General features: G+C 71.9%; 24 protein-coding genes. 10 read left to right on the top strand and 14 right to left on the bottom strand.

Annotated elements, in window-relative coordinates; genetic code table 11:
* Nucleotides 1–314 precede the first annotated feature (314 nt).
* The 7 genes from BMY97_RS10375 (at nt 315) to BMY97_RS10345 (ending at nt 6,340) form a co-directional block, all read left to right on the top strand.
* Nucleotides 315–1,460, top strand: coding sequence for a winged helix DNA-binding domain-containing protein (locus tag BMY97_RS10375; RefSeq protein WP_091615960.1), 1,146 nt, complete (start codon nt 315–317; stop codon nt 1,458–1,460).
* 17 nt (nt 1,461–1,477) lie between these two features.
* Nucleotides 1,478–1,654 (top strand): ribbon-helix-helix protein, CopG family, encoded by a 177-nt coding sequence (locus BMY97_RS10370; RefSeq protein ID WP_091615958.1) that lies wholly within the window; start codon nt 1,478–1,480, stop codon nt 1,652–1,654.
* Nucleotides 1,651–1,995: a VOC family protein gene (locus tag BMY97_RS10365; protein ID WP_091615953.1), complete on the top strand. Its 345-nt coding sequence runs from the start codon at nt 1,651–1,653 to the stop codon at nt 1,993–1,995. Before BMY97_RS10370 ends, BMY97_RS10365 begins: the two co-directional genes overlap by 4 nt.
* Nucleotides 1,996–2,021: 26 nt before the next feature.
* Nucleotides 2,022–2,867 carry a class I SAM-dependent methyltransferase gene (locus tag BMY97_RS10360; RefSeq protein WP_091615951.1) on the top strand — a complete coding sequence of 282 codons (846 nt, stop codon included), beginning with the start codon at nt 2,022–2,024 and terminating at the stop codon, nt 2,865–2,867.
* 79 nt (nt 2,868–2,946) lie between these two features.
* A complete protein-coding gene (locus tag BMY97_RS10355; protein ID WP_091615947.1) occupies nt 2,947–4,881 on the top strand; it encodes a potassium transporter Kup in 1,935 nt (644 codons plus the stop codon).
* Between the two features lie 146 nt (nt 4,882–5,027).
* Nucleotides 5,028–5,417 (top strand): hypothetical protein, encoded by a 390-nt coding sequence (locus BMY97_RS10350; RefSeq protein ID WP_245787247.1) that lies wholly within the window; start codon nt 5,028–5,030, stop codon nt 5,415–5,417.
* Between the two features lie 89 nt (nt 5,418–5,506).
* Complete coding sequence (locus BMY97_RS10345) at nt 5,507–6,340, top strand: alpha/beta fold hydrolase (protein ID WP_091615942.1); 834 nt, start codon at nt 5,507–5,509, stop codon at nt 6,338–6,340.
* A 46-nt stretch (nt 6,341–6,386) separates the two neighbouring features.
* Here BMY97_RS10345 and BMY97_RS10340 read toward each other — a convergent pair whose 3' ends face one another.
* Nucleotides 6,387–8,405, bottom strand: coding sequence for a phosphocholine-specific phospholipase C (locus BMY97_RS10340; RefSeq protein ID WP_091615940.1), 2,019 nt, complete (start codon nt 8,403–8,405; stop codon nt 6,387–6,389).
* A 124-nt stretch (nt 8,406–8,529) separates the two neighbouring features.
* Here BMY97_RS10340 and BMY97_RS10335 point away from each other — a divergent pair, with 124 nt between their 5' ends.
* Nucleotides 8,530–9,747, top strand: coding sequence for a GDSL-type esterase/lipase family protein (locus BMY97_RS10335; protein WP_091615937.1), 1,218 nt, complete (start codon nt 8,530–8,532; stop codon nt 9,745–9,747).
* Nucleotides 9,748–9,789: 42 nt separating this feature from the next.
* Here the strand turns inward: BMY97_RS10335 and BMY97_RS10330 are convergent, their stop codons facing one another.
* From BMY97_RS10330 to BMY97_RS10320, 3 genes are read right to left on the bottom strand one after another with little or no spacing between them, the layout of a single operon-like run.
* The gene (locus tag BMY97_RS10330; protein ID WP_091615934.1) at nt 9,790–11,964 is read right to left on the bottom strand and encodes a xanthine dehydrogenase family protein molybdopterin-binding subunit; all 2,175 of its coding nucleotides are present in this window, start codon (nt 11,962–11,964) and stop codon (nt 9,790–9,792) included.
* Nucleotides 11,964–12,923, bottom strand: coding sequence for an FAD binding domain-containing protein (locus BMY97_RS10325; protein WP_091615931.1), 960 nt, complete (start codon nt 12,921–12,923; stop codon nt 11,964–11,966). The genes BMY97_RS10330 and BMY97_RS10325 overlap by 1 nt, the downstream gene beginning before the upstream one ends.
* Nucleotides 12,910–13,362, bottom strand: a complete 453-nt coding sequence (locus tag BMY97_RS10320; RefSeq protein ID WP_091615929.1) for a (2Fe-2S)-binding protein — start codon at nt 13,360–13,362, stop codon at nt 12,910–12,912. Before BMY97_RS10320 ends, BMY97_RS10325 begins: the two co-directional genes overlap by 14 nt.
* 191 nt (nt 13,363–13,553) lie before the next feature.
* Here BMY97_RS10320 and BMY97_RS10315 point away from each other — a divergent pair, with 191 nt between their 5' ends.
* Nucleotides 13,554–14,141: a TetR/AcrR family transcriptional regulator gene (locus BMY97_RS10315; protein WP_091615926.1), complete on the top strand. Its 588-nt coding sequence runs from the start codon at nt 13,554–13,556 to the stop codon at nt 14,139–14,141.
* Nucleotides 14,142–14,148: 7 nt separating this feature from the next.
* On the opposite strand, the gene fahA is transcribed toward BMY97_RS10315, so the two are convergent.
* The 9 genes from fahA to BMY97_RS10270 all read right to left on the bottom strand — a co-directional run bounded on the left by fahA (nt 14,149) and on the right by BMY97_RS10270 (nt 23,083).
* Entirely contained in the window at nt 14,149–15,324 is a 1,176-nt protein-coding gene (fahA, locus tag BMY97_RS10310; RefSeq protein WP_091615923.1) for a fumarylacetoacetase, read from the bottom strand.
* Nucleotides 15,321–16,361 carry a hypothetical protein gene (locus tag BMY97_RS10305; protein WP_143086170.1) on the bottom strand — a complete coding sequence of 347 codons (1,041 nt, stop codon included), beginning with the start codon at nt 16,359–16,361 and terminating at the stop codon, nt 15,321–15,323. The genes fahA and BMY97_RS10305 overlap by 4 nt, the downstream gene beginning before the upstream one ends.
* Nucleotides 16,358–17,557 (bottom strand): homogentisate 1,2-dioxygenase, encoded by a 1,200-nt coding sequence (locus tag BMY97_RS10300; protein WP_091615920.1) that lies wholly within the window; start codon nt 17,555–17,557, stop codon nt 16,358–16,360. The genes BMY97_RS10305 and BMY97_RS10300 overlap by 4 nt, the downstream gene beginning before the upstream one ends.
* A 90-nt stretch (nt 17,558–17,647) precedes the next feature.
* Nucleotides 17,648–18,178 carry a MarR family winged helix-turn-helix transcriptional regulator gene (locus tag BMY97_RS10295; RefSeq protein WP_091615917.1) on the bottom strand — a complete coding sequence of 177 codons (531 nt, stop codon included), beginning with the start codon at nt 18,176–18,178 and terminating at the stop codon, nt 17,648–17,650.
* A gap of 48 nt (nt 18,179–18,226) precedes the next feature.
* Nucleotides 18,227–19,552 carry an MFS transporter gene (locus BMY97_RS10290; RefSeq protein ID WP_091615915.1) on the bottom strand — a complete coding sequence of 442 codons (1,326 nt, stop codon included), beginning with the start codon at nt 19,550–19,552 and terminating at the stop codon, nt 18,227–18,229.
* A 41-nt stretch (nt 19,553–19,593) separates the two neighbouring features.
* Nucleotides 19,594–21,021, bottom strand: coding sequence for an FAD-dependent oxidoreductase (locus BMY97_RS10285; RefSeq protein WP_091615912.1), 1,428 nt, complete (start codon nt 21,019–21,021; stop codon nt 19,594–19,596).
* Entirely contained in the window at nt 21,018–21,812 is a 795-nt protein-coding gene (locus tag BMY97_RS10280) for an SDR family NAD(P)-dependent oxidoreductase (protein WP_091615910.1), read from the bottom strand. Before BMY97_RS10280 ends, BMY97_RS10285 begins: the two co-directional genes overlap by 4 nt.
* A complete protein-coding gene (locus BMY97_RS10275; protein ID WP_091615907.1) occupies nt 21,805–22,632 on the bottom strand; it encodes an SDR family NAD(P)-dependent oxidoreductase in 828 nt (275 codons plus the stop codon). The genes BMY97_RS10280 and BMY97_RS10275 overlap by 8 nt, the downstream gene beginning before the upstream one ends.
* A 37-nt stretch (nt 22,633–22,669) precedes the next feature.
* Entirely contained in the window at nt 22,670–23,083 is a 414-nt protein-coding gene (locus tag BMY97_RS10270) for a nuclear transport factor 2 family protein (RefSeq protein ID WP_091615904.1), read from the bottom strand.
* A gap of 106 nt (nt 23,084–23,189) precedes the next feature.
* On the opposite strand from BMY97_RS10270, the gene BMY97_RS10265 reads away from it, so the two are divergent.
* On the top strand, nt 23,190–23,894 hold the full coding sequence (locus BMY97_RS10265) for an IclR family transcriptional regulator (protein WP_245787246.1): 705 nt from the start codon (nt 23,190–23,192) through the stop codon (nt 23,892–23,894).
* A 48-nt stretch (nt 23,895–23,942) separates the two neighbouring features.
* Here BMY97_RS10265 and BMY97_RS10260 read toward each other — a convergent pair whose 3' ends face one another.
* On the bottom strand, nt 23,943–24,566 hold the full coding sequence (locus BMY97_RS10260; protein ID WP_091615902.1) for a TetR/AcrR family transcriptional regulator: 624 nt from the start codon (nt 24,564–24,566) through the stop codon (nt 23,943–23,945).
* Nucleotides 24,567–24,589 lie beyond the last annotated feature (23 nt).

The following is a 24,589-nucleotide window of genomic DNA, read 5'->3' as shown; positions in this document are numbered from 1 at the left end:
AGATCCGCGCCGCCCGCGGAGACGTTCACGCAACCGCGGCCGCTGAAGCCTTTCGGCGGAAATTCCCGGCTGTCCCCGAGTAGCGGCCACACCCTGTCCGCTTCCCCTGCCAGAATCGTGGTGACTCGATCACGACCGGAGGAAGCCACCACCGTGAGCACCCACTCTCGACCCCGAGCGCGCCGACCTCGTCACCCGCGAGGTCCCGCAGTGGACGATCGCGCACCAGCACGAGTACGGCCGGAAGTCCCATTGAGTCAAGGGAATCGACGAAGAAGCGGCATGGTGAACCTCTGTGGGCCGGGTGGACCGGCATGACCGTGCTGGACGCCCGGGCGCTCAATCGCGCGACGCTCGCCCGGCAGCTCCTGCTCGAACGCGCCGGCCTGCCGGTGCTCGACGCCGTGACGCACCTCGGCGGGCTGCAGGCGCAGGAGCCGCAGGCGCCGTTCACCGGGCTCTGGTCGCGGCTGCGCGCGTTCGGCCCGGCTTCGCTGGACGAGCTGCTGACCGGGCGGGAGGTGGTGCGGACGCACCTGATGCGCCGCACCGTCCACCTCGTGGCCGCCGGCGACGCACTGGCCTGGCGGGCGCGGCACGACGCCATGCTGCGGCAGCGGGTGCTCGGCACCTACCGCGGCGAGCTGGCCGGGGTGGACCTCGGCGAGCTCGCGGCGGCCGGCCGCGCGGTGCTGGCCGACGGCGAGCCGCGCACCATGGGCGAACTCGCGCGGGCCGTCGCCGATCGCTGGCCGGAGCCGGGCCCGCAGGCGCTGGGCGAAATGCTGATCGCGGCCCTCATCCCGGCGGTGCAGGTGCCGCCGCGCGGGCTGTGGCGCACAAAAGCGGGCGCCCGGTACCTGCCGATGTCCGATTGGCTCGGCCGCGAGGTCGACCCGCTGCCGTCCGGCGGCTCCACGGGCGCACCGGCTCCGGCCGGGAAAGCCGACCCAGCGGGAAAAGCCGATCCGGCCGGGAAAGCGCTGGCACGACGCTACTTGGCCGCCTACGGCCCGGCCGCGACGGCCGACCTGCGCGGCTGGAGCGGCGTCGCCGGGCTGCCGGGCGCGGTGGCCGCGATCCGCGACGAGCTGGTGTCCTTTCGCGACGAACGCGGCCGGGAACTGCTGGACCTGCCCGGCTCGCCGCGACCGGACCCCGAAACCCCCGCCCCGGTGCGATTCCTGCCCGCGTTCGACAACGCGGTGCTCGGTTACGCCGACCGCGGCCGCATCATCGACGACGCCCACCGGGGCCTGTCCGTCGCCGGCGAGCGCTTCGTCCTGGTCGACGGCCGGGTCTCCGCGACCTGGACGGACGACGCGGGCACCGTGACCGTCCACCCCCTGCGCCGCCTCTCCCGGGCCGACCGCACCGCCGTCACCGAGGAGGGACAGCGGCTGTCCGCGTTCCTCTCCGACGGCGCTGAGGAAAAAGTAGTGGTCACAGACGATTGCTAGCATGCTAGTATCGACCGGTGGCCGAAGAGGACGTCAAGCAGTTCAACGTGTACCTGCCGGTCGGGTTGATCAAGCAGGTGAAGTTCCGCGCCATCGAGACGGGCTCGTCCCTCTCGGCACTGGTCGCGGACGCGCTGCGCGCCTACCTCGACGAGCCCAGCGAACAGCGTCCACCGGGGAAGGAACCATCATGACCACTCAAGGGATCGAAGCCGTGTTCCTGGAGACCCACAACTGGGGCAAGGCGGCGAAGTTCCTCCAGGCACTGGGTTTCGAGCTGGATTTCGAAACCGACCACAACTCGGGTCAGCTGCGGGGCGGCGACGGGCCGCGGGTGTTCATCGTCGAGGTGCCCGAGGACCAGGATACCCGGTCGCGGCTCGTGCTGACGGTGCCCGACGCCGACGCGTTCGAACCGGATCCCGCGCTCGAGGTCGTCGCCCCGTTCGAGGAAACCCATTACGGCACCAGGGAAATGGCCGTCCGCGATCCCGACGGGCGGATCTGGGTCCTGCAGGCACCGGGATCGAAGTGACCGGCGAAGCGACCACAGTGGACACTATGGACACCGAGCCGGACCACACCGCCGTGCGCGTCGCGCTCTGGCGGGCGCTGCACCTGGAAGCCGACGCGCCACCGCACGTCTTCGAGGACGATTTCGCCCTGCGGCTCGCCGATCCCGGCGAGGGCTGGCGACGGCGGCCCGACATGGACCCGGACGGCACCCGGCCGTTCCGGGCCGGGGTGGTGTCCCGCGCGCGGTTCGTCGAAGACCTCGTCGCCGAGCAGGCCGGGCGCAGCGTCGGCCAGTACGTGCTGCTGGGCGCGGGACTGGACACCTTCGTCCAGCGCCGGCCGGACCTGGCCGCGCGGCTGCGGGTGTTCGAGATCGACCAGCCCGGCACCCAGGCGTGGAAACGGCGGCGGCTGCTCGAACTCGGCCACCCGGTGCCCGATTCGCTGCGCCTGGTGCCGGTCGACTTCGAATCCGGGCAGTCCTGGTGGGACCGGCTGGTCGCGGCGGGCTTCGACCCGGCCGAGCCCGCGGTCGTCGCCTCGACCGGCGTCAGCATGTACCTCGCGAAAGAGACCACCCGGGCGACGCTGCGACAGCTCGCCCGGCTCGCCGCCGGGTCCACTGTGGCCATGACGTTCCTGCTGCCGCCCGAGCTGCTCGACGAGGCCGACCGCCCGGGGCTCAAGACGGTCCGGACCGGTGCGAAGGCCTCCGGCACGCCGTTCGTCAGCCTGTACCCACCGCGGGAAATGCTGGAAATGGCCCGGGAAACGGGCTTCACGGACATCCGGCACGTTCCCGGAACCGCACTGTCCGAACGCTACTTCGCCGGCCGCCCCGACGGCCTCCGCCCGTCCAGCGGCGAAGACTTCCTGGTCGCCGCCACCTGAACCACCCGGGAGGTGAACACCGGCTGACGCGCGGCGGTGCCGGCGCGACCGGGGCGGCCGGGCCGGGCAGACTGACCCGGTGAGCTCTGAGCAGAACGAAGCGAAGCCGTCCGCCCACGGCGCCGGGCACCCGCGGCGGTCCGCGGGCGCGGCACTGGCCCTGGGCGCGCTCGGGGTGGTGTTCGGGGACATCGGCACCAGCCCGCTGTACGCGTTGCAGACCGTGTTCTCGATCGACAACGGCGCGGTGAAGCCGGTGCCCGACGACGTCTACGGCGTGCTGTCGCTGGTGTTCTGGTCGATCCTGGTCGTCGTCTCGGTGAAGTACGTGCTCTTCGTGATGCGCGCCGACAACGACGGCGAGGGCGGCATCCTGGCGCTGGCCGCGCTCATCCGGCGGCAGATCTCGGACCGGAAGCGGCTGGTCGCGGTGGCCACGATGCTGGGGGTGATCGGCGCGTCGCTGTTCTTCGGCGACAGCGTCATCACCCCCGCGATCTCCGTGCTGTCCGCGGTGGAGGGCATCGACGTCGTCGCCCCCAGCATCAGCGGGTCCATCCTGCCCATCGGCGCGGTCATCCTGATCGTGCTGTTCCTCGCGCAGCGGTTCGGCACCCACCGGGTGGGCCGGCTGTTCGGGCCGGTGATGCTGCTGTGGTTCCTGGCGCTGGCGGTGCTCGGCCTGCCGCACATCTTCGAGCGGCCGGGGATCCTGCGGAGCCTCTCCCCCACGTACGCGGCGGGCTTCTTCTTCGATCACCCGTACATCGCCTTCATCGCGATGGGCGCCGTGGTGCTGTCGATCACCGGCGCCGAAGCGCTGTACGCCGACATGGGGCACTTCGGCCGGCCGCCGATCCGCCGGGCCTGGTTCGCCGTCGTGTTCCCCGCGCTGATCCTGAACTACCTCGGCCAGGGCGCGCTGATCCTCGGCGAGCCCGGCTCCGTGAAGAACCCGTTCTACCTGCTCGTCCCGAGCTGGGCGCAGATCCCGATGGTCGTGCTGGCCACCTTCGCCACCGTGATCGCGTCCCAGGCGGTCATCTCCGGCGCGTTCTCGGTGACCCGGCAGGCGATCCGGCTGGGCTTCCTGCCGCACCTGACCGTCCGGCACACCTCCAAGGAGGAGAGCGGCCAGATCTACGTGCCCGGGGTGAACTGGATCCTGATGGGCGCGGTGCTGGTCCTGATGGCCACGTTCGGCTCGTCGGCTTCGCTGGCCACCGCCTACGGGGTGGCCGTGACCGGCACGCTGCTGCTGACCACCGCGCTGTTCCTGATCCTGGCCGCCTCCGTGTGGCACTGGCCGCGATGGCAGCTGACGCTGGTGGCCGTCGTCTTCGGCGGTGTCGAGCTGATCTTCTTCGCGGCCAACCTGACCAAGGTCGTGCACGGCGGCTGGCTGCCGCTGCTGCTGGGCGGGACGGCCGTCACGATCATGCTGGTCTGGCAGCGCGGGCGCCGCCTGATCACCGACCGGCGCACCGAAACCGAGGGCAAGCTGTCGGACTTCGTCGACCAGCTCCACGAGAACCCGCCGACGCGGGTACCCGGCACGGCGGTGTTCCCGCACCCGACCAAGGAGACGGTGCCGCTGGCGTTGCGCGCCAACGTCGAGTTCAACGGCGCCGTCCACGAGCACGTCGTGATCGTCTCGGTGATCTTCGAGAGCGTGCCGCACGTGTCGCGCAACGATCGCCTCGCCGTCGACTCCCTCTCCCACGCCGACGACGGCATCGTGCACCTGTCGGTCCGCTTCGGCTTCTCCGACGACGCCGACATCCCCGCCGCCCTGCGCGACGCGTTCATGCTCACCAGCGAGCTGGAGACCGACCTGGACAGCGCGTTCTACTTCCTCTCCAGGGTCACCATCGAGCCCGGCCCGCCGGGCGGCATGCCCACGTGGCAGAAGCGGCTGTTCATCGGCCTGGCCCACAACGCCGCGTCCCAAGCCGCCTCGTTCCGCCTGCCGGTCGACCGGACCGTGGTGATGGGGACCCGGATCGAGCTGTAGAAAGCGGTTGTGGCAAGAGCACTGGCCCGAAGCAAGGGGGGCCCGGCCGCGATCGCGGCCGTCGCCGGTGCGGCCGCCATACAGGGCAAGTCCGGCCTGGCGAGGTAGCCGCAGCCTCGCGGGCAGCGGGCGCGGCTGCGGTGATAGTGACCGCCTTGGCGTGGATAGCACTTGCGTGGCTCGGGTTGGCGTCGCCAAGCGGCACGCACCCGCTGTTCTACTTCGGACTGATCTTTCTCGGCGCCGGCGCGTTCGCGCTGCTGCTTTCCGGGATCGGAGCACTCACCAGCTCCCGCATCGCGGCCCGTCAGCCACTGCCGAACGGTGTGCGCACACTCCTGCTCGCCATGTGGCTGTGCGCGATAGTGGTCGATATTTTCGGCTGCCTCATCGTGCTCGCGGTGTCCGGCGGCAGAGGCAACACGACTCCCCTGAGCACCACGGCCCTGGTCGCAGTATTTGTGACCGCAGCGCTGACCGTAGCTTGTGCGACCGTGGCCTCATTCACCCTGCGTCGGCGTCTGCCTCGGTTCTGAAGCGTGAACCGGCGGGGCGGCTCCCGGCGCCCCAGTCTTACTGTTGGGACTCGCACCGTCCGACCCACTACGTGAGAGGAACCGCGTCCGTGAGCGAATGGCAGCTGCCCGAGACCTTTCCCAGCAGCGCCGGCGAAGTCCGGTGGGCCGAGCTGGGGCCGCGTGGGCAGGACCCGGTCGTCCTGGTGCACGGGACACCGTTTTCATCCTACGTCTGGCGGGCGGTGGCGCGGTCGCTCGCCCGGCGGCATCACGTGTTCGTCTGGGACATGCCCGGGTACGGGGCTTCGGAGCAGGCCGCCGGCCAGGACGTCTCGCTCGCGGCCCAGGGCCGGGTCTTCACCGAGCTGCTGGCGCACTGGGGGCTCGACCGGCCGCTGGTTGTCGCGCACGACTTCGGCGGGGCCGTCTCGCTGCGGGCGCATCTGCTGCACGGCGCCGATTACCGCGCGCTCGCGCTGGTCGACCCGGTCGCGCTCGCGCCGTGGGGCTCGCCGTTCTTCCGGCTCGTCGGGCAGCACGCCGAGGTCTTCGAGCAGCTGCCGCCCGCGCTGCACGGCGCGCTGGTGCGCGAGTACGTCGGCTCCGCGAGCAGCGCCGGCCTGCACCCGGCGGTCCTCGACCGGCTCGTCGCGCCCTGGCTCGGTGAAACCGGCCAACCCGCCTTCTACCGGCAGATCGCCCAAGCCGACCAGCGCTTCACCGACGAAGTGCAGGACCGGTACGGCGAACTCGCGATCCCGGTGCTCGTCTGCTGGGGCCAGGACGACACCTGGATCCCGCCGGCGAAGGGACCCGAGCTGGTCGCCCGGATCCCCGGCGCGCGGCTGGAGCCCATCGCCGGCGCGGGCCACCTCGTCCAGGAGGACGCGCCCGCCGAGCTGACCGCGGCGCTGCTCGCCTTCCTCGGCGAAGCCCACTGACCACAAAGGACCGTGCCGTCCCGGACAGGACGGCACGGTCACTACCTCAGTGGCTGCGGATGCCCGGGTCGGTGAGGCTCAGCGACCCGCATTCCACGTGGCCCGCCAAACGGCGGATCGTGGTCCCGGCCGTGACGGTCAGGTCGTACCAGCCCGCGGTCGCGCCGGTGCGGACCGTGTGCTCCGTCCGGGCGCCGGGGCGGAGGCGGTGCGTCTCGGGCCCGGCGTAGCCATACCCGGCGGCGGCGCGGACCGCGACCGTGACCGCGGCGGTGCCCTTGTTGGTCAGCACCAGCGTGAGGTCCCCGCCACGACGCGAGGTGACCGCGGTGACCTCGACTCCGGCGCCCGGCCCGGTGAACTGGCGGAAGAACCCGTTCGGGCCGTGCACGGTGTAGTCGTAGTTCCCGGACACCGCCCAGCTCCCGGTGGTCTGCTGCCCGGCGCCGGCCGTGTAACTCCACGGGCCGTTCTTGTCCGTGGACGAGGTCACGTGGAAAACCGCCCCGGCCGCGCCGTGGCTGGCGAACTTCACCGTCAGCTTGCCCTGGTCGACCGTGCCGTCGGCGGCCAGGTCGTAGGGCAGCGGCAGCGCGGGCCGCTGGCCGGGCTCCTGCTTCGGCAGGGCCGGGTTGCCCGGCGGCACCGGCTTGTAGTCCGGGTGCCGGTCGTGGTCCGGCGGGACGTACGCGGCGGTCGAGGGCAGGCTCGGCACCTTGGGGTCGGTGCCGGAGAAGTCGAACGCCGAGGTCAGGTCGCCGGTGATCGCGCGGCGCCAGGTCGAGATGTTGGTCTCCCGCACGCCGAACCGGCGTTCCAGGAACCGCAGGATCGAGGTGTGGTCGAAGACCTCCGAGCACACCCGGCCGCCCTTGCTCCACGGCGAAACGACCAGCATCGGCACGCGCTGGCCCAGCCCGTACGGCAGCGAGTCGTTGATCTCGTACTTCGTGTCGACCGTCGAGCCGCCCTGCGCGGCGGTGGCCGGCGGGTACGGCGGCACGATGTGGTCGAAGAACCCGTCGTTCTCGTCGTAGGTGATGAACAGCGCGGTCTTGCTCCACACCTCGGGCGAGGCGGTCAGCGCGTCGAGCACCTGCGAGACGTACCAGGCGCCGTAGTTGGCGGGCCAGTTCGGGTGCTCGGTGAACGCCTCGGGCGCGACCACCCACGAGACGCTCGGCAGCTTCCCGGCCTTGACGTCGGCCTTGAAGACGTCGAAGAAGCCGTCGCCGTTCTTCGCGTTCGTCCCGGTCCGTGCCTTGTCGTACAGCGGGTCGCCCGCCTTGGCGTTGCGGTACTGGTTGAAGTACAGCAACGAGTTGTCGCCGTAGTTGCCGCGGTAGGCGTCGGGGATCCAGCCCCACGAGCCGGCGGCGTCGAGGCCGTCGCCGACGTCCTGGTAGATCTTCCACGACACCCCGGCCTGCTCCAGCCGCTCGGGGTAGGTCGTCCAGCTGTAGCCCTTTTCGTCGTTGCCGAGGACCGGGCCGCCGCCGACGCCGTCGTTGCCGGTGTACCCGGTCCACATGTAGTAGCGGTTCGGGTCGGTCGACCCCATCATCGAGCAGTGGTAGGCGTCGCAGATGGTGAACGCGTCGGCCAGCGCGTAGTGGAACGGGATGTCGTCGCGGGTCATGTGGGCCATCGTGGTGGTGCCCTTGGCGGGCACCCAGTTGTCGTACTTCCCGCCGTTCCACGCGGAGTGGGTGTCGCTCCAGCCGTGCGGCAGGTCCTGGACGAACTGCAGCCCGAGGTTGCTCACCTCGGGCCGGAACGGCAGCACGTCCTTGGCCCCGTCCGGCTGATTCCACACCGGCTTGCCGCTGGGCAGCGTGACCGGGCGCGGGTCGCCGAAGCCGCGGACCCCGCGCAGGGTGCCGAAATAGTGGTCGAACGAGCGGTTCTCCTGCATCAGCACGACAACGTGCTCGACATCCTGCAGGCTGCGGGTACGGTGGTTCGCCGGGATGGCCGCGGCTCGGGCGATGCTGCCGGACATCATGGACGCGGCGGCGGTGCCGCCCGCCACCTGGAGGAACCGGCGTCGGTTCAGGTCGGTCATGCGCCCAGTCTCATCACAGCGGGGGGCGGGCACACAACCTACTGGAGAAGGTTGGGCGAACTCCTCGCTCGGCCGGGCGGGTAAACGAAGTGCGGACCACCGGCCCGGTCGGCAGACTCCGATCATGACTTCTCCACCCGCCCCCGGCTCCGCCGCGACCACCGGGGCGACCGAGACCACCCGCTGGATCACCACCCCCGTCACCGCGGACCTCGTGCGCGGCGCCCTCGAGCTGGAGCCCACCGCGCACGGCCTGGCCCCGCACCGGCTGCCGGCCTGGGCCCGCGCGCAGTGGTCCGACGGGCAGCTGGCCATGGCCGAAGCCCAGCCCGCCGGGGTCCGGCTGGTGTTCCGGACCGCCGCCACCGCCGTCGAGCTGGACACGCTGCGCACCCGGGTCGGCTACCGCGACATCCCGCCGCGCCCGGACGGCGTCTACGACCTGCTCGTCGACGGCGTGCCGGCCGGTCAGGCGAGCACCACCGGCGGCAAGGTCCTGCTGCTGGACATGGCCACCGGCACCGCCGAGACGCAGGACGGACCGGTCGGCACGGTCCGGTTCGAGGGCCTGCCCGGCCGGGTCAAGGACGTCGAGATCTGGCTGCCGCACACCGAGATCACCGAGCTGGCGCAGCTGCGGACCGACGCCCCGGTCGAGGCCGTGGCCCGCCGAGGCCGCCGTGTCTGGCTGCACCACGGCAGCTCGATCAGCCACGGCTCCAACGCCGCGAGCCCGGCCACGACCTGGACCGCGCTGGCCTCGTCGCTCGGCGGGGTGGACCTGGTCAACCTCGGCTTCGGCGGCAGCGCGATGCTCGACCCGTTCACCGCCCGCACCCTGCGGGACACCCCGGCGGACCTGATCAGCGTCAAGATCGGCATCAACCTGGTGAACGCCGACGTGATGCGGCTGCGGGCGTTCGGCCCGGCCGTGCACGGCTTCCTCGACACCATCCGCGAGGGCCACCCGGAGACGCCGTTGCTGGTCGTCTCCCCCATCCTCTGCCCGATCCACGAGGACACCCCCGGGCCGGGCGCGGTCGACTTCAGCTCCGGCACGCTCCAGTTCGCCGCCACCGGGGACCCGGCCGAGCGCGCGGCCGGGAAGCTGACCCTCAAGGTGATCCGGGACGAGCTGGCCCGCATCGTCGCGCAGCGCGCCGCCGACGATGCCGCTCTGTACTATTTGGACGGTCTGACCCTTTACGGCGAGGCCGACTTCGCCGAGCTGCCCCTGCCCGACCGCCTCCACCCGGACACCGCGGCCCACCGCCGCATCGGCGAGCGCTTCGCCGCGCACGCGTTCGGGAGCGACGGGCCGTTCGCCGAGGTGAAGGCTTGAGGCGACCGGTGCGCGGAACCGGGCCGGTTCCGCGCACCGGGGTCACTCCTCGGGCAGCAGGTCCTCGATCATGATCGGGATGTGCCGGACCCGGATGCCGGTCGCGTTGGCGATCGCGTTCGCCACCGCCGCCGCCACGCCCACGGTGCCGATCTCGCCGAGGCCACGGGCGCCGACCGCGTTGTGCAGCGTGTCCAGGTATTCGACGAAGCGGACGCCGATGTCGGGGATGTCCGCGTTGACCGGCAGCAGGTAGCCGGCGAAATCGCCGTTGGCCAGCCGGCCGTTCTCCTCGATCTCCAGCCCCTCGTGGAGCGCGGCCGAAACGCCCCAGATCATGCCGCCCATGATCTGGCTGCGGGCGGCCTGCCCGTTGATGATCCGGCCGCCGTCGAACACGCCGAGCATCCGGGAGACCCGGGCCTCGCGCGTCCACTTGTGCACGCGGACCTCGCAGAACTGCGCGCCGAACGAGCTGAACGAGTGCTTGGTCAGCTCCTCGCCCGGCGCCGAGGAACCCGTGACGTGCAACGACGGGAGGTCCAGGGCCCGTAGCAGCTCGCCGAAGGTCATCGACCGGCCGCCGGCCAGCACGCGACCGTCCGCGTACAGCGCGTCCTGCCCGTCGAACGGCGCGCCCGGCGCCGACGCCAGCGCCAGCAGCTCGTCGATCGCCTGGTTCGCGGCGATCATGATCGCCGTCCCCACGCTCGCGGTGGCGGTCGAGCCACCGGAGAGCCCGCCCGGCGGCAGCCTCGAATCACCCAGCTGCGGGACGATCCGCTCCGGCGCGATGTCCAGGGATTCCGCCCCCACCAAGGAAAGCACGGTCAGCAGGCCGGTGCCCGGGTCCGCGCCGCTGGTCGCGACCTCGGCCGTGTCGTCGTCGCGCAGCGTGATCCCGACCGTGGCCGGGAAGCGCAGGGCGGGGAACATCGCGGTGGCCGCGCCCATGCCGACCAGCCAGTCGCCTTCGGTGCGCCCGCCCGGCCGCCGGCCGGTCCAGCCGAACTGCGCCGCGCCGACGCGGAAGCACTCGTCCAGGTGCTTGCTCGACCACTGCAGGTCCTTGCCGGGCGGCGCGGTCGAGCTGTTGCGCTGCCGCAGCTCGATCGGGTCCATCTCCAGCGCGACCGCCAGCTCGTCGATCGCGCTCTCCAGCGCGAACGAGCCGGGCGCCTCGCCCGGCGCGCGCATGAACGTGGTCGGCGGGATGTTCAGCGGCACCATCTTCTGGCTGATGGCCAGGTTCCGCGTCGCGTACCACTCGCGGGACGTGCCGTGCGAGGTCGGCTCGACGAACGACCGCTGCGCGTCGGTGCTGCACCACGAGTCGTGGCGCAACGCGACCAGCGTGCCGTCGCGCTCCGCGCCGAGGGCGATCTTCTGCACCGTCGCGGCCCGGCCGGCGGTCGCGGTGAACACCTGCTCACGGGTGAGCGCGGCCTTGACCGGGCGGCCGAGGGCCCGCGCCGCGGCGGCCGCCAGGAACGCGGGTGAGGCCGTGCGGCCCTTGCCGCCGAAGGCCCCGCCCACGAACGGGTTCACCGAGTGGACTGCGGACGGCTCCAGCTCCAGCGCGCTGGCCAGCTCCAGCGCGTGCAGGTGCGAGGCCTGGTTCCCGCTGTACACCGTCATGACGCCGTCTTCCCACACCGCGACCGCGGAGTGCGGCTCCATCGCGGCGTGGTTCTGGGTCGCGGTGGAGTAGGTCGCCTCGACGACCACCGGGCTCGCCGCCAGGGCGTCCTCGATGGACTCGACGCCGGGTGCGAGCACGGCCAGCGACGAGGGCACCCCACGCGACTCCGGCGCGTCCTCGGCCGTGGCCAGGCCGTCGGCCAGCGAGGTCAGGGCCGGCCGCGGGCGGTACGAGACGCGGACCAGCATCGCCGCGTCCCGGGCCTGCTCGAAGGTCTCCGCCACCACGAAGCCGATCGGCTGGCCGTAGTAGGTGACTTCCTTGTCCTGCAACGGAACCCAGGTCTCGCCGAACATCGGCGAGCTGGCGGTGCGCAGGGCCAGCGGGTCGAACGGCGAGTACACGCCGACCACCCCGGGCGCGCTCTTGGCCGCCGTCACGTCCATGGCCTCGATCTCGCCGTGGGCGATCGTGCTGACCACGACGTAGCCGTAGACCATGCCGGGCAGGGTGCGGTCCAGCCCGTAGCCGGCCCGGCCGGTGACCTTCAGCGGTCCGTCCACCCGGGTGAGCATCAGCGGTTCCCCTCGGTCAGTTCGAGCAGCGCGCGGACGATCGTCCGGCGCAGCAGTGACGGTTTGAACCCGTTGGCGGACAACGGTCGCGCCCCCTCGGCGGCCACCGCGGCAGCAGCCTCGAAAGCCTCCTGGGTGACCGGCGCGCCGCGCAGGGCGGCCTCCACACCGGGCAGCCGCCACGGCACGGTCGCGACGCCGCCGGCCGCCACGCGGGCGTCGGCGATCCGGCCGTCCCGGATGTCCAGCGCGACCGCGGCGGAGCACAGCGCGAACTCGTAGGACTGCCGGTCCCGCACCTTGACGTAGGTGGAGTTCTCGGCCCAGTCCAGCCGCGGCACCCGGACCTCGGTGATCAGCTCGCCGGGGCGCAGGTCGTGCTCTACCTCGGGGGTCTCGCCCGGCTCGCGGTAGAACTCGGCCAGCTTCACCACGCGGGTGCCGTCTTCGCCGGCGAGCACGACCTCGGCGTCGAGCGCGACCAGCGCGACCGCCACGTCACTGGCGTGGGTGGCCACGCACGCGTCGCTGGTGCCGAGGACGGCGTGCATCCGGTTGGCGCCGGAGATCGCCGGGCAGCCGCTGCCGGGCTCGCGCTTGTTGCACGGCATGGCGACGTCGCGGAAGTACGAGCAGCGGGTGCGCTGCAGCAGGTTCCCGCCGATGCTGGCCATGTTCCGGATCTGCTGCGAAGCGCTCAGCAGCAGCGCCCGGGAAATCGCCGGGTAGACGCCGGGGTGTGCGGCGATGTCGGCCATCCGCTCCAGGGCGCCGAACCGCAGCCCGTCGCCGGTTTCGATGCCCAGCAACGGGATCTGGTTGATGTCCAGGACGTGCTGCGGGGTCAGCACGTTCAGCTTCATCAGGTCGACGAGCGTGGTGCCGCCGGCCAGGAACGTGCCGGTCCCGGCGAGCGCGTCTTCGACCGTGGTGGGGGCAGTCAGCTCAAACGGACGCATCGGCCCGCCTCGCCTGCTCGATCGCCGCGACGATGTTCGGGTACGCCGAGCAGCGGCAGAGGTTGCCGGACATGAACTCCCGCACGTCTTCGACGCCGGTCTCCACCGCGGCCACCGCCGACATGAGCTGGCCGGACGTGCAGAACCCGCACTGCAGCGCGTCCTGGTCGAGGAAGGCCTGCTGGACCGGGTGCAGCTCGTCCTCCGTGGACAGTGCTTCGACCGTGGTCACGGGCTGGCGGACCGCGGCGGCGAGGGTGAGGCAGGCGAGCACCGGGCGGCCGCCGACGTGCACCGTGCAGGCGCCGCACTGGCCGCGGTCGCACCCCTTCTTCGGGCCCGTGACCGACAGCCGCTCCCGCAGCGCGTCCAGCAGGGTCACGCCCGGATCGACGTTGAGGCGCTCGGTCGCGCCATTGACTTCGAGTACGATGTCCACTACATCTCTTTCCCGCAGAACGTCGGGCAGATCGCCCCTCGCAGATCGGATATTTATCCGCTCGGCCCCTCGACGCGAGGGTATCGGATGGGAATCCGCTCCGCAATGAACCTTCTCACCCTTGAGTTGCTCCAGGTCAAGTGCTTGCCTGCACTAACATCCCTGCGAGGCGGAGAGCAACGGGAGGGACGATGACAACCGGATCGGTCAGCCCCCGGCGTGCGGACACCCGGCGCAACCACGAGCGCATCCTCACCGTGGCGGCGGACTCGCTGGCCCGGTCGGAAGAGGTCTCGTTCAACGCCATCGCGAAGCGGGCCGAAGTGGGCGTCGGCACCGTGTACCGGCACTTCCCCACCCCGGAGGCGCTGATCCTGGCGGTCTACCGGCGCGAGGTGCAGCAGATCGTGGACATCGTGCCGCGGCTGCTCGAAGCCCACCCGCCGGAACAGGCGTTCCGGCTCTGGGCCACCGATCACGTGGCGCACTACATGATGACCAAACGCGGCCTGGCCAACGCCCTGCGCACCGCCACCGCGTCGCGCGGCGAGCTGCCGATGGACCCGTACCTCGCCATGGTCGACGCGGTCGCCACCCTGCTGGCGGCGAACGTCGAGGCCGGCACCGTCCGCCCGGGCCTGGCCCCGGAGACGGTGCTGCGCGGGCTGGTCGGGATGCTGTTCCTCAACCCGGAGAGCGAGTGGCGCGGCCTCGCCGCCGATCTGGCCGACCTGCTGTGGCGGGGCATGTGCGCGCGCCCGTGCGGCGAGGACGGCTGAGAAGCCGTTACCGCGCAGGCAGAATCCGCCCGCGGACCTCGCCGAAGCCGATGCGGCCGCCGTTCGCGCCGGGGGCCGTGGCGGTGATGACGACCTCGTCGCCGTCGAGCAGGAAGCTCCGCTCCTCGCCCTTGACCGTGACCGGTTCCTGGCCGCCCCAGGTCAGCTCCAGGAAGGCGCCTCGCTGGTTCTTGGCGGGGCCCGAGATCGTGCCGGAGCCGTAGAGGTCGCCGGTGCGCGACGAAGCGCCGTTCACCGTCATGTGGGCCAGCATCTGCGCGGGCGACCAGTACATCTCGCGGTACGGCGGGCGGCTGACCTCCTCGCCGTTCCACTCGACGGCGAGGTCGATGTCGAGTCCCCACGAGCGGCTCTCGCGCAGGTAGGGCAACGGCTCCGGGTCGGTCTGGCCCGGCAGCGGGACGCGCGCGGCCTCCAGCGCCAGGATCGGCACGACCCACGGCGAGATCGACGTGGCGAAGCTCTTGCCGAGGTTCGGGCCGAGCGGCACGTACTCCCACGCCTGGATGTCGCGGGCGGACCAGTCGTTGAGCAGGACCGCGCCGAAGACGTGCCGGGCGAACTCGTCCACCGGGACCGGGGTGTTCAGCGGGGTGCCGGTGCCGACGACGAAACCCAGCTCGGCCTCGATGTCCAGCCGGGTGCTGGGCCCGAACGACGGCAGCGCGTCGCCGGGCGCCTTGCGCTGCCCGCTCGGGCGCACGATGTCCGTGCCGGACACCAGCACGGTGCCGGCCCGGCCGTGGTAGCCGACGGGCAGGTGCTTCCAGTTCGGCAGCAGCGGCTCGGCGTCCGGCCGGAACAACCGGCCGACGTTCGACGCGTGGTGCTCGGAGGCGTAGAAGTCCACATAGTCGGCGACCTCGAACGGCAGGTGCAGCCGCACGCCGGCGACCGGGTGGACGGCGCGGTCCGGGACGTCCCCGGCGATCAGCGCGGTGACCTGCTCGCGGACCGCCACCCAGCGCTCGAAACCCTGGGCCATGAACGGATTCAGCGTCGGCGCGGCGAACACCCCGGAACCGAGCGCCACGGCCAGGTCGACCACCGAATCACCCACCCGGACCCCGACGCGCGGGCCGTCCCCGCCGACGGAAAAGACGCCGTAGGGCAGGTTCTCCGGCCCGAACGGCGAGCCGGCGGGAATGTCGAGCGCGGTCATGCGGCTCCTCCGGGTTCGGTGAGCAGGCCGAACCCGGCCAGCTCGGTCAGCGGATCGGTGACACTGCAGGTGCCGAACGAGATGAACCGGGCCCGCGCCGCGGCGGTCCGCTCCGGCCCCATCTCCCGCACCCCCGCAGCGACGACAGCCCCATCCCGCTCCGCGAGCAAGCCCCGGACGATGGCTTCGACGGCGCCGCTGCGCTCGGCGGCGGCTTGGGTGGCAGTGATCCCGCGCGCTCCGTCGGCGGCAGCTTGAGTGCCCGCGATCCCGCGCGCTCCGTCGGCGGCGGCTTGGGTGGCAGTGATCCCGCGCGCTCCGTCGGCGGCGTCCTCCTTGGTGCCGCGAGCAGCCGCGTCGGCGGCGAGCAGGAGGTTGAGGAAGCCGTGCTGTTCGAAGCCGGTGTCCGGGTCGGTGTTGCGCAGGGCGTGGTGCAGCCCCGCGGTGGCCTTGAACGGCACTCCGGCTTCGACCGCCGCGAGCACGGCGGCGGCCAGCTCGGCCTCGTCGGGGTAGAGCTCCGCCCGCACCCCGCCGGTCCGGAACTTCGCCCGGTACCGGGTACCCGCGAGCGCGGCGAGCAACGGATCCCGCCGCGCGTCACGGGGGATCTCGACGAAAACCTCGGGCCGCACGGCCTCCGGCGTCACCGCTTTGGGCAACGCGGTGGCAAGTGCCGCAAGCAGCTCACCCGGCTCCATCCCGTCCGGGACGGCGATTTCCAGCGCCTCCAAGGAAACCGGCAGCTCGGCGCTCGCTTCCAGCGCTTCGGCGACCCGCGCGGGCCCGCCGGGGAAGGTCAGCGCGAGCCGCAACGTGCTTCCGGCACCGGCGTCCGCGCGCAGCACCTCCGCCAGCTCACCCAGTGCGGAACCCGCGATCACCAACGGCCCCACCAGCGCGCCGTACCAGGCGGCCTCGTGCCGGCGGTGCGCCGCCACCGCGTCCGGCAGCGGGGCCAGGCCGGGTGGGAACACCGCGGCGTCGTCGAGCAGGCCGAGGGCGAACAGCGGGAGCGACGGGAGCGGCCCGGTCACGCGGGGCCCCGGCCGGCCCAGGTCCAGGCGTACGCGGAGTCCTCGCTCGCCAGGCCGCCCTCGCCGAGGTCCAGCGGGCGGAAGGTGTCGACCATGACGGCCAGCTCGTCGAAGAACTCGGCGCCGAGGGATCGTTCGACCGCGCCCGGCTGCGGGCCGTGGCTGTGCCCGCCCGGGTGCAGGCTGATCGAGCCCTGCCCGATGCCGGAGCCCTTGCGCGCCTCGTAGTTCCCGCCGCAGTAGAACATCACCTCGTCGGAGTCCACATTGGAATGGTAGTACGGCACGGGCACGGCCAGCGGGTGGTAGTCCACCTTGCGCGGCACGAAGTTGCAGATCACGAAGTTGGCACCCTCGAACACCTGGTGCACGGGCGGCGGCTGGTGCACGCGCCCGGTGATCGGCTCGAAGTCGGCGACGTTGAACGTGTACGGGTACAGGCAGCCGTCCCAGCCGACCACGTCGAACGGATGCGTCGGGTAGACGTAACGCGTGCCGGTGATGCCCCGGGTGCTGCGATGCTTCACCAGTACCTCGACGTCTCCGCCGTCCTCGGCCACCAGCGGCTCGGACGGGCCGTGCAGATCGCGCTCGCAGTACGGCGAGTGCTCCAGCAGCTGGCCGAAGCGCGACAGGTAGCGCTTGGGCGGCGCGATGTGCGAGTTCGCCTCGATCGCGTAGGCGCGCAACGGTTCCGTTCCGGTCGGCACCCAGCGGTGGGTGGTCGCGCGGGGCAGGATCACGTAGTCCCCCGGCCGCGCGGTGAGCACGCCGAAGACCGTCTCGACGCGCGCCTCGCCGGACTCGACGTACACGCACTCGTCGCCGATCGCGTTGCGGTAGAGCGGTGAGGACTCGCCGGCGGCGACGTAGGAGATCCGCACGTCACCGTTGCCCAGCACCAGGCGGCGGCCGGTCACCGCGTCGACGCTTTTCCAGTCCTGGCCGGAAAAGAGCGTGTGCAGCTTCAGGTGGCGCGGGATCAGCGGGCGGTTCTCGGTGAGCGTCTGGTCCGGCAGCTCCCACGGCGTCGCGTCGACGATCGCCGACGGCACCCCGCGGTGGTAGAGCAGCGACGAGTCCGAGGAGAAGCCCTCCTCCCCCATCAGCTCCTCGCGGTACAGGCCGCCCTCGGGGGTGCGGTGCTGGGTGTGGCGCTTCGGCGGGATGCTGCCCGCGCTGCGGTAGTAGGCCATGGCCGCCTTCCCACTCGGTGAATACCAACTGATCAAAGTATTAACTACCCGGACCCCAGGCTAACCCCGCGCGGGCGGTACCGGAAGGGGTCAGCTCCGGCTGCGGGCGTCGAACTCCGCGCGGCTGGTGATCAGCTTGTCCAGCAGCATCACCAGCACGCGCTGCTCGGCTTCGGTCAGCGCGTTCGTCCAGCTGAACTCGCGCTCGTTGTGCTCGCGGAACACCTCGACCATCTCGGCGTGCCCGGCCTCGGTCAGCGAAAGCCGCACCGAGCGCCCGTCGTGCTCGACCGGGGTCCGGTCCAGCAGGCCGTCCGCGATGAGCGTTTTGCCCAGGTTCGACACGGCGGCGCGGCTCATGCCGGTCAGCCGGGCCGCCTCCTTGGGCTCGAGCGGCCCGGCCAGCCACACCACGAACAGCAGCCGGAAGCCCGACCAGGACCGCCCGCGGGGCCGGTGCACGGCCGCCTCCAGGTCGTAGGTGACCAGGTCCGAGGCGCGGTTCAGGGTGAGCAGCACCTCGGTGGCCAGCTGGTGGCGGAAGCCGTACTCCTCGTGCAGCCGCCGGTTGGCGAGCGCGACGAACGACCAGAAGTCCAGCTCGGCGGGTGACTCGGGCATGCCGAACCCTAACCCGGGCCAGACCCTGCGAGAAAGTCAAAGCCTGAATTACTTTCGCGCGCCGCGGGTCCCGGCCTCACGCGGCACCTTGAGGAAGGCGAGCATGATCGCCGACAGCACCAGGCAGCCGATCGGGAAGTACAGCCCGACCGTCACGTCGGTGTCGGTCGCGGCCAGCCCGATCGCGTAAGGCCCGAAGAACCCGCCCAGCGCGGCGATCGAGTTGATCGCCGCCAGCCCGACCGCGGTGTGCTCCTTCGACAGCACCTTCGACGCCATCGCCCAGTACGGCGCGAGGTAGCCGAGCACGCCGATCGCCGCGAGCGAAAGGCTGATCAGCGACAGCACCGGCACGGACTTGAACTGGATGGCGCCGAAGAACCCGACCGCGGCGACGAGCACCAGCACGATCACGTGTCCCTTGCGCTCGCCCGTCCGGTCGGAGTTGCGGGCCAGCAGCAGCATGCCCACCGCCCCCACCACGTACGGGATCGCGCCCAGCAGGCCGATGTTGGTCGAGGCGTAGCCCGGGTCCAGCTGCTTGACGATCAGCGGCAGGAAAAACGTCAGCCCGTACAGGCCGCAGGCGATGAACAGGTTCGAGAACGCCAGGTGCAGCACCTTGCCGTCGCGGATCGCGCGCAGCTGGCCGAGGAAGGTCTCCTTCTCCTCCGGCACGTACTCCTGGTCGATTTCGGCCTGCAGCCAGGCGCTCTCCTCCTCGGTGAGGAACCGCGCGCCGGCGGGCCGGTCCGGCAGGTAGAAGAACGTGACGACCCCGATCAGCACCGCGGGCACCCCCTGCAGCACGAACACCCACTGCCAGCTGCTCAGGTTCAGCCAGTGCACGTGGTCGAGGATCCAGCCGCCGGTGAGGCTGCCGAGGATCAGCGCGATCGGCTGGGCCAGTGCGAGCGCGGCGATGGCGCGGCCGCGCTCCTTGCCGCGGAACCACAGGGTCAGGTACAGCAGCAGCCCCGGGAACAGCCCGGCTTCGGCGATGCCGAGCAGGATCCGCGCGATGACCAGGTGCGTCACGCTCGCGACGAACCCGGTCAGCACCGTGACGATGCCCCAGCTGACCGCGATGCGGCTCAGCCACAGCCGCGCGCCGACCTTCTTCATCACCATGTTGCTGGGGATCTCGAACACGACGTAGGCCAGGAAGAAGATCGCGGACGCGGCGCCGAAGGTCGCGGCGGTGATGGTCAGCTCCTTCGCCATGCCGAGCTGGGCGTAGCCGATGTTGGCCCGGTCCATGTAGTTGAAGACGTAGAGCAGGCCGATGATCGGCATGATCCGCACCGCGACCTTGCGGACGGTGCGCCTGCCGAGTTCGCTCTCGGCCGGGGCCGGGCCGGTGTGCACGGACATCTGGTTTCTCCTCGACGGTGAGTGAAAACTCTGGGTGGCGCTCAGGTTCCCGAAGCGTTTTCCGCGGCGGCGCGGCCGGCGATCCGGCCCATGGTGATGGCGTTGGCGACGGCGTTGCCGCCCCCGACGTACCGCGGGCCGAGCACCCCGGCGCCCGCCTCCCCCGCGGCGAACAGCCCGGGGACCGGGTTCCCCCGCTCGTCGAGGACCGCGGCGCCGGCGTTGATCTCCAGGCCCGCGTGGGTGCAGACCAGTTCGGCGGGCAGGGTGCGCGCCGCGTGGAACGGCGGCTGCCCGATCGGCTCCGGCGGCCCGGTCACGCCCTTGGCCGCCAACGTGCGGTGCCGCAGGAACTCCGGGTCCTCGCCGCCGGCCGGGAGCTGGGTGTTCCAGCGGTCGACGGTCGCGCGCAAGGCCGCCGCGGGCACGCCCATCTTCCCGGCCAGCTCCTCGACGGTGTCCGCGCGCAACGTGCGTCCGGCCTCGGCTTCGGCGAGGACGTGCGCAGCGTCCCAGTGCGCGTACCCCGGGGGCAGCCCGGCCCGCGCGCGCTCGTCGAAGACCGTCCACACTGGACCGTCCTGGGCGCTGATGATGCCGCTGGACACGGCGTACGACGCGTCCTCGTCCATGAAACGGCGGCCATGGGCGTTGACCAGGACCCGTGACGGCGGCGGGAAACCGGACTGCCAGTGGTGCAGCCGCTGGAAGTAGGCCGTGGGCAGCAGCAGGCCCCAGCCCTCACCCGCGATGGACGCGCCGACCTGCTCGCCGAACCCGAAGTGGTCGCCGCGCGAGCCGGGGGCCGCGACGACGAACAGGTCTTCCCCCGCCGCCTCGGCGTCCGGGTAGTACCGGGCCCGCAGTGCCGGGTCCCGGGCGAACCCGCCGGTGGTCACGACCACCGCCCCGGCCCGCACGTCGATCCCGTCCGCGACCACCCCGGCGACCCGGCCGCCGTCCACCAGCAGCCGTTCGACCCGGGTGTTCAGCACCGCCTCGGCGCCGAGCCGCCGCCGCGCCCGGTCGAGCACCTGGACCAGCCCGTAACCCTGGTCCTTCGGCACGTGCCCACGCCAGACGTCTTCCACGCCCGCCCGGGTCAGCCCCGGGGTGTGCGCGTCGTGGGACACCTTCGCGGGGATCTCCACGCCGAGCCCGAGCAGCCACTCGACCGAAGGCCCCGCGTGCTCGCAGAACGCGCGCACCAGGCCGGGTTTCAGCAGCCACTGGTTGAGGTCCTGGTAGTGCTGGAAGAACTTTTCCGCGCTGTCCTCGACGCCGAGCCCGGCCTGCACGCTGGTGCCGGCCGCGGTCAGCATGCCCGCGGACAGCTGCGTCGAACCGCCCAGCTCCCGTTCCGCTTCGAACAGCAGCACCGACGCACCCTGCTCGGCCGCGGAGACGGCGGCGGCGAGCCCCGCCCCACCGCCCCCGATCACCACGACGTCGACCTGATTCTCGCTCATCCGAGGTCACCTCCGGCGCCCGCGAGGATGCGGTGGTAGAGACCGTTGGAGACCAGGCCGCCGTCGACGGTGACCTCGCTCCCGGTCAGGTAGGTGGACCGGTCCGAGAGCAGGAAGAGCACCGCGTCGGTGATCTCGTCCGGCGTGCCCACCCGGCCCGCGGGGATACTGTCCACAGCGGACTCGACGAACGCGTCCGCGCCGGCCAGCAGCGCCGTGCCGACCAGCCCGGGGTGCACCGAGTTGACCCGGATGCCCCAGCGGGCCAGGTTTCCCGCCGCGGACTTCGACAGTCCGGTCAGGCCCCACTTGCTCGAGGAGTACGCGGGCGAGAAGTAGCCGATCTGCCCGGAGATCGACGAGATGTTGACGATCGACCCGCCGCCGGAGTCCCGGATCAGCGGTGCCGCCGCCCGCATCCCGTGGAACGGGCCGGACAGGTTGACCGCCAGCACCCGGTCCCAGACTTCCGCGGTGGTGTCCATGAACTCCAGCCGGCGGGAGATGCCGGCGTTGTTGACCAGCCCGCCGAGCGAGCCGTGGTCCACCCGGATCTGCTCGACCACGGCCGCCCACCGCGCGGGGTCGGTCACGTCGAGCGTGTGCGCCGACGCCGAGCCGCCCGCGGCGGCGATCTCCCCGACGACCCCGGACGCGTCGGCCACGTCCGCGGCGCACACGTGCACCCCGCGGGCGCCGAGCGCGCGGGCGTGGTGGGCGCCCATCCCGTTCGCCGCGCCGGTGACCAGCACGACGTCCGGGTAACGCACCGGTTCGCGGGCCTCAGACATGCCGGGAGCCGCCGTCGACCGCGATGCTGTGCCCGGTGACGTACCGCGCGCTGTCCGAGAGCAGGAACAGCAGCACCCCGAAGACCTCCTCGGGCGAGCCGATCCGGTGCAGCGGCACGGCTTCGAGCGCTTTCGCCAGCGCGGGGGCGTCGTCCTGGATCCAGCGCGTCATCTCGGTGTCGATGTAGCCGGGGGCGATCGCGTTGACGCGGATTCCCTGGTCCCCCAGCTCGACCGCGAGCGATTCGGTCAGGTGCGCGACCGCGGCCTTGGAGCTGCAATAGGCACCCCGGCCCCGGCGCACGCGCACGGCGGACACCGAGGACATGTTCACGATCGCGCCGCCGGGCCGCAGGTGCGCGGCCGCCGCCTGGGCGCCGAACAGCACCCCCTCGACGTTCACCGACAGGGTCGCGCGGATCTGCTCGGCGGAGATGTCCGCGACCTCCGCGAACGGGAAGATCCCGGCGTTGTTGACCCAGAAGTCGATCCGGCCGAACTCGTCGACGGCCCGCCGCGCCAGCGCGAGGTGCTCCTCCGGCTTGGTGACGTCCACAGTGGACGCGACGATCCGGCCGGGCTTCTCTTCCAGCGACCCGTTGGCCGCGTTCAGCTCTTCGGCGGTGGCGGTCATGGCCTCGCCGTTGATGTCGCCCGCGACGACGTCGACGCCCCGCGTCGCGAGTCCGGCCGCGAATCGGGCGCCCATCCCCCGCGCCGCCCCGGTGATCACCGCGACCTTGCCCGGCAGCTCCGGGTAGCGCGCGGTCACCGGCTGGTGCAGCACCCGCCCGGAACCGGTGGGCTCATAGCTCGTCATGCCTGCGTTCTCCTTTTTTCTTTGGTACTACGGCTGTTCAGGCGTCGCGATGAACGGTGCGACGCCGGATCCGCCAGCCGTCGGCGGTGCGGCGCAGTTCGTCGGCGACCACGGTCAGCCGGTGCAGCCGCGGCGGTGACCCGCCGATGATCTGCAGGTACGCGTGGGCGGACAGCTCGTCCGGCGCGTCGCCAGGGTGGACGTCGACCGTGCTGATCACGTGCCGCAGCGTCTCGCCCGAGGCGAGGCAGCCGGCGTGGAACCGCTCGGCGAACGCGACCAGCTCGGCCGTACCGGCCGAGGGCGCCGGGTAGCTGGGCGAGACGAACTCGCCGTCCGGGGTGAAGGTCGCGGCCCACTCGTGCGCGCGGCCCGAGTCGATGGCGTGGCTCTGGCGGCCGTAGAGCTGATGCACCGCGAGCACGTCCTCGGCCGGGACTCCCTCTGTCATCGGAACCTCCATTGCCCCGTCACCGTTAAACGTGCTATATTCGCACGCAGTGTGCGAATATGAGAAGACAGTAGGTCGCACCATCGGCGGTAGTCAAGGGAGTCGTGTGTCCATTCCGGATCCGAGCGGGCCGCCGGGCGCGTCGGGCACGTCCAAAACGCTGCACCACGGGCTGCAGGTGCTGGAGCTGCTGGTCACGCACCCGCAGGGGCTGTCGCTGACCGAGATCGCCGAGGGCATCGGGGTGCACCGCACGGTCGCGCACCGGCTGGTCCGCACGCTCGAAGCGCACCACCTCTGCCGCCGGGACCGGTTCAAGCGGATCTCGCTGGGCACCGGGCTGGTGCGGCTGGCCGAGCCCGTCGAGCAGGATCTGCGGACCCTCGCCCGGCCGGTACTGGAGGAGCTGACGGACGCGGCCGAGGCGTCGGCGCACCTGGTCGTGCGCGAAAACGCGGAGCAGGTCCGGATGCTGATGATCGTCGAGCCGCGGCAAGCCCGGATGCACGTGGCGTTCCGCTCCGGGCAGCTGGACCCGATCGGCCGCGGCTCCGCCGGGCTGGCCATGCTCGCCGCGCGCCCCGCGGTGGCGGGCGAGCGCGAAGAGGTGGCCCGGGCCCGCGAACGGGGTTACGCCGTGTCGACCGGGGAGATAGCGCCGGGCATCACCGGGATTTCCGCGGTGGTCCCGACCGGCCGGGACGCCGCCGAAACCAGCATCGGGCTCTCCCTGTTCGAAGCCCCCGACCCGGACCGGCTGGGCCGGCTGGTCGTCGCCGCGGCCCACCGGCTGGGCGCGCTGCTGAAGTAGGGGCTGCCCGCCTCCGCCCGTTGCCCGGCATGGAGCCGGGCGCCGGGGTCAGCGCCGCGAGACCGGCAGCCGGACCGCCGGTGGCAGCTCGGCCGCGACCGGCTCCGCCTGGAAAGACTGGAGCATCAGCGCGGCGAACCGGCGTGAGGCGGCCACTCTGGCCCCGGGCGAGGCGGCGCGGATGCCCTCGTTCGCCATCAGCGCCAGGCTGATGTCCTCCAGCACGAAATCCGCGCGCAGGGCACCGGTTTCCTTGGCGCGCCGCACCAGTTCGAGCAGCAGGCGCAGCGTCCGGTCGCGGTCTTCGGCGAATTCGGCCGGGTCCGGGAACCGCGCCGTGAACACGCGGGCGAGGCCCCGGTCGAGGGCACGGACCTCCATCAGCCGCTCGATCACCAGGCCGAACCCGCGCCACGGGTCGGCCGCGGCCAGCCCCTCCTCGACGATCGCCGAGCACGGCGTCAGCTCCTCGGCGAAGGCTTGGGCCAGCAGTGCTTCCTTGGTCTCGAAGTGCCGGTAGACGGTCGCGACGCCGACCCCGGCACGCCGGGCGATCTCGCGGATCGGCACCGTGAAGCCCTCCGCGGCGAAGGCGGCGCGAGCGGCCGCGAGGATGCGCCCGCGGTTGTCACGGGCGTCCGAGCGGAGCTGCGTTCCCACTTGAGCCGTCACCACTCTCACTTTAGCCAACCGGG

Source organism: Amycolatopsis saalfeldensis (assembly GCF_900110575.1).
Classification (GTDB): domain Bacteria; phylum Actinomycetota; class Actinomycetes; order Mycobacteriales; family Pseudonocardiaceae; genus Amycolatopsis; species Amycolatopsis saalfeldensis.
This window is presented reverse-complemented; position numbering and strand designations above follow the sequence as displayed.